The organism is Desulfobacter sp. UBA2225, from assembly GCF_002348205.1.
GTDB lineage: Bacteria > Desulfobacterota > Desulfobacteria > Desulfobacterales > Desulfobacteraceae > Desulfobacter > Desulfobacter postgatei.
Window position 1 is genome coordinate 1 of the sequence record NZ_DDYV01000076.1, and the last position, 4716, is coordinate 4716.

Annotated in this window: 3 protein-coding genes and 1 pseudogene; 2 read left to right on the forward strand and 2 right to left on the reverse strand. The window is 45.1% G+C overall.

Going from position 1 to position 4716, the window contains the following annotated elements; translation table 11 throughout:
* Positions 1-286 (forward strand): hypothetical protein (locus B3D59_RS04075; RefSeq protein ID WP_286817856.1); only part of this gene is annotated, 286 nt, incomplete at its 5' end.
* A 382-nt stretch (positions 287-668) separates the two neighbouring features.
* Here the strand turns inward: B3D59_RS04075 and B3D59_RS04080 are convergent.
* Positions 669-1631: a CvfB family protein gene (locus B3D59_RS04080; RefSeq protein WP_286817857.1), complete on the reverse strand. Its 963-nt coding sequence runs from the start codon at positions 1629-1631 to the stop codon at positions 669-671.
* A 254-nt stretch (positions 1632-1885) separates the two neighbouring features.
* On the opposite strand from B3D59_RS04080, the pseudogene ychF reads away from it, so the two are divergent.
* Positions 1886-2994: pseudogene (ychF, locus tag B3D59_RS04085) on the forward strand (redox-regulated ATPase YchF).
* 138 nt (positions 2995-3132) lie between these two features.
* On the opposite strand, the gene hflX reads toward ychF, so the two are convergent.
* A complete protein-coding gene (gene hflX, locus B3D59_RS04090) occupies positions 3133-4530 on the reverse strand; it encodes a GTPase HflX (RefSeq protein ID WP_286817858.1) in 1398 nt (465 codons plus the stop codon).
* Between the last annotated feature and the right edge of the window lie 186 nt (positions 4531-4716).

Genomic DNA, 4716 nt, shown 5'->3' on the forward strand with positions numbered 1-4716 from the left:
GATTTATAAGCATAATTCATTTTATTGGCCTTCCATGGATCGTGTTGATTACCATGGAAAAGGGTCTTATGCCACCCATTGGTATTATGTGATCCCTGATCCGGGCTCTTTTCATCATTTCTTCCGGGTAGTAAAAAATCCCGGACTTAGTCCTGAGTCCGTGGCAATAATTTTGAGGGTAATTGCGGTCAGAGTAAAATTAAGCATTGTCTATTTCCTGCCGAACGTAGTCCCTAATAAAGAGACTCAGGATAGTCAACTTGGGCTTTTACAAGCCCCCTTCTGAATCTCTGATTCAGGAGGGGTAGTTGACAACAATCTCCGTGGGATAATTCTAAATAAGTTACGCCAGTCAATTTGTCAGCAGGCGCATGATCGGGTAGCCGGGAATTTTTCTCCCCCAGCCCCACAACACCCTGCATGCGGGTCCGCACAGGGCGTTTAATCAAGAGTACCGGGCCGTAACCGGGTAAAATATATCCATCACTCGTCTGCATAATACTCATCCATTCGGATTCATTGTATGTACAGAGCAAATGGATACCTTTTCCTTTACTCTTGATTTTCAGCCTTTCACCATATCCGGGGCATTACTCCCGGCATTTGGCTACTATGACATCTGCTGACTTTTGCCACCTCACCATACAGGTTAAAAAGCATAAGCTTTGTCATGACTTCAGGCGAATCCCGTCAGCCTTGTGCAGGGTGATGCGGCCTTGTTTATACAGGCTGCCCACGGCCCGTTTAAATTCCTTTTTGCTCATGGCAAATGCAGCTTGAATCTCTTCAGGGCGGCTTTTGTCATGACAGGGGCTTACGCCTCCACCAGCCTCAAGTACCTGTATAATTTTCTGGGCAGAGGCTTCAACTGAGGCGTATCCCGGCTGTTTCAGGGTTAAATCCACCTTGCCGTCCTCCCGGACACGAAGGACATACCCACGGCACCGGTCACCAATAGAGAGGTCTTCAAAGGTCTCATTTTTATAAAGCATGCCCAGGCAGGTTTTATTGATCAGGGCTGTATAGCCGATAGGTGAAATACTATGGATGATCAACTCCACAGCCTCCCCATAAGACAGTTCACCGGCATCACCAGAGGCAAGGTTCGACATCAGGGTGGACCCATAAATCCTGTGGGTGGATTCATCCAGGCAAATCCTGACCAGATGGGTTTCACCCGGCTCCATCCGCCCCTCCTGTTCACTGCGGGGAACCAGAAGATCTTTTTCCAAGCCCCAATCCATGAAAATGCCAAAAGGGGCTGTATCCTTGACTTTAAGTCCCACAACATCTCCCACAACCCCGGCAGGCTCCAATGTGGTTGCCACTGGCCTGTCCTCGGAATCAGTATAGACAAAAACACGGATTGTCTGCCCCACAGCAGTATTTTCCGGCACGTACTTATTGGGCAGAAGCACCCGGTCCTGGCCAAAACTTAAATATACCCCATAGTCGGAAAGGTTCTTCACAGTCAGATCCTGGAACTGCCCAACCACAGCGTCAGGGTCCTTTGCTAGAAAAGGATGGGACTGTCTTGAAGATGAAGACTGGGGCTGTCTTAAAGATGGCCGATTTTGACTTTTTCTCAAAAATTTTTCTGCCTGCTTCCAGGGCGTAGTTTCTTCGGACATGGATTTTCCTTATTGTTAATATATCTAAGCATTATATCATATCAGTGCAGGGACCACCATAAAAACGCCTTATTCACCAGGGTCAACGCACGTAATTGGATATTTTGGGTCGGACTCACAAAATAGGCCAATTCAATATGTGTTGAAATTTTAGCACATTACAGTAGTATAACCCCTTTTTTTGATAACAGATAATTCAACCCCGGCAAATGCTAATGTCGGGTTTTATATTTTTATGGAAGAAGGATAATATAATGCAATTAAACTGTGGAATCGTTGGGCTCCCCAATATGGGGAAATCAACTATATTCTCAGCGCTTACATCTGCACCTGCAGAAAGCGCAAACTACCCGTTTTGCACAATTGAACCCAACGTGGGCATTGTGGAGGTTCCGGATAAACGTCTTGGGATGATCACTGAATTTATTACGCCCCAAAAACTGATACCCGCTGTTGTTGAGTTTGTTGATATCGCAGGTTTGGTCAAAGGTGCTTCCAAAGGAGAAGGGCTGGGAAATAAGTTTTTAGGTCATATCAGACAGGTGGGTGCAATCATCCATGTGGTTCGTTGTTTTGATGACGATGATATTGTTCATGTGAACGGGTTGTAGATCCTACGAGTGATATAGAAACAATTGGAATTGAACTTGCGTTAGCTGAACTTGAGACGGTTATAAAAAGGCAGGATAATCTTGTCAAGCAGATGAAGTCCCACGATAAGAAAATATCGGAAAAAGCAAAGGCTGCTGATCCGATTTTAAAGCAGATATCAAACGCCCTTGAAGAAGGCAGGCCCGCCCGAAGTGTTGAACTTGATAAAATTCAAAAAGAGCTGATTTCAGATCTTCATCTCATTACGATGAAACAACAGCTTTATTGCTGCAATGTAAATGAAGATGGGCTGGATTCCGACAATGAGTATGTTAAAAAGGTAAAGGCACTTGCCCAGAAAGATGATTCCGAGGTGGTTGTCATATCTGGGAAATTAGAATCCGAGATTGCAGATCTCGACTCTCAAGAAGAAAAAAACGAATTTCTCGAAGCTGCCGGGCTCCACGAATTCGGGCTTGATCAGCTTATCCGCACAGGGTATGACATGCTAGGATTAAACACTTACTTTACAGCCGGTGAAAAAGAAGTCCGGGCCTGGACATTTCCCGAAGGGTGCAAGGCACCCCAGGCTGCCGGAATCATCCATACCGATTTTGAACGAGGATTTATCAGGGCAGAGTCATATCATTGTACCGATCTTTTTGAGTATAAATCCGAGCTAAAGTTAAAAGAAGCCGGTAAGATTCGCCTTGAAGGTAAGAAATATCAAGTGCTGGACGGTGATGTGCTTAATTTTAGATTTAATGTTTGATGACATCGTAAAAAAATAGGGAACAGGCTAATTGTATCTTCTTTCAAACTAGCCAGATAGGGTGGGCACAAAAAACGTTCCCACCCTACCCCGCTCTTGATTCATGAAGAAAACTCAAATGACACTCCGGTCAACGAATCAATCCATCTCTTTTTGTAACCAAGTTAATGTTTCCGGGAAAGTCTTGAATGTTACTTCCGTTCCTGTTTCGTCGTAGGATTCATTTATCATGCTGGCTTTGTTTTTTAACTGTCCTATAAGGTGCCCTTTGCTGTAGGGTATCACCATGGTCGTTTCGATCATATTGGATTCAAAGAACTGAAGAATTTTTTTTCGCAGAGTTGCAATATCCTCAGGGTTATGCGCGGAGATGAAAATTCCATCTGGGAATTCACAATGCAGTTCTTCCAACTCCCCTGTTGTGAGTTTATCAATTTTGTTCAGGATCAGGCGGTTTGGAATTTTTTCACCACCGATCTCTTCGATGACCGATTGCGTCACAGCCAATTGAGAGCGAAAAACCGGGTCGGAGGCATCGACCGTAAATAATAGTAACGAAGCGGCAAGCGCCTCATCAAGCGTAGATTGGAATGATGCAACTAAATCATGGGGTAGTTTCTTGATAAATCCGACGGTATCGGAGACGAGCACTGGAGGAAAAGCCTCTGGGTACAAAGATTTCACACGGGTATCAAGGGTGGCAAATAATTTATCTTCTACCAAGACATCGCTACCTGTCAGCTTTCGCATCAGCGACGACTTTCCAGCATTGGTATAACCTACCAGAGAGACTTGGAAATTTTCTTTCCTGCGGCTGCGCCGTCTATTCTGCTCGTAACGAATCCCCTCGAGGCGTGACTTTAATTCGGATATTCGGTCTCTAATATGACGCTTGTTGAGTTCGTGGGAAGTCTCTCCTATTCCTTTAGATCCAATCCCGCCGCCTTGACGATCACCTCTAATATGAGAGACCCTTAGCCTTGGTGCCAAATAAGACAACTTGGCAATCTCCACTTGAATGAGGGCCTCTCGGCTTTTGGCATGCCTGTTAAATATTTCGAGAATCACACCTGTCCGATCTAAAACTTCGACGCCGGTCGCTTTTTCAAGGTTGATCAATTGCTTAGTGGAAATTTCACCGTCATAAATGACAACATCGGCTTGCACGCTATTTTTTGCCATTGGGTCATCGCCTGAACTCTCGTCAACTGAACTATAGAGACTGCCGACTGGATAATCTTCGTCTTTATCGTCACAGGTTTCATCTTCTGACTTCCGGCTAAATCCTTCAACGATTCCAGTGCCGCCGGTATAGCCGGCAAGTTCTTTTAATTTCCCTGCGCCCAATAAGGTTCCCGCCTCAGGTTTTGAGCGGCGTTGCGTCAGCGTTGCAACAACTTCAAGGCCCATGGTTTTAACCAGTCGCCTAAGTTCGAGGAGGGACGAATGGTTCTCCTCATTGGAAACGCCATGGGTTTGAACTGAAAACAAGACCGCTGTCTTTTTTCTTGGGGTATTATTTGTTTGTTCGATCATCTTTTGGTTTGACCATCCGTATTAAATTTAAAAAGTTGTTTTTTGGTGCTCACCCGCTATTACTTTGATTATGAAACGGCTCAAATTTAGCGGTCAGAAGCTCTCGAAATGTCCAAACATGATTCGTCAGTCCGGCAGCCATTCCAGGGGTTCGATGTTGCCACTTGGGGTGAATCAATCCCAAGG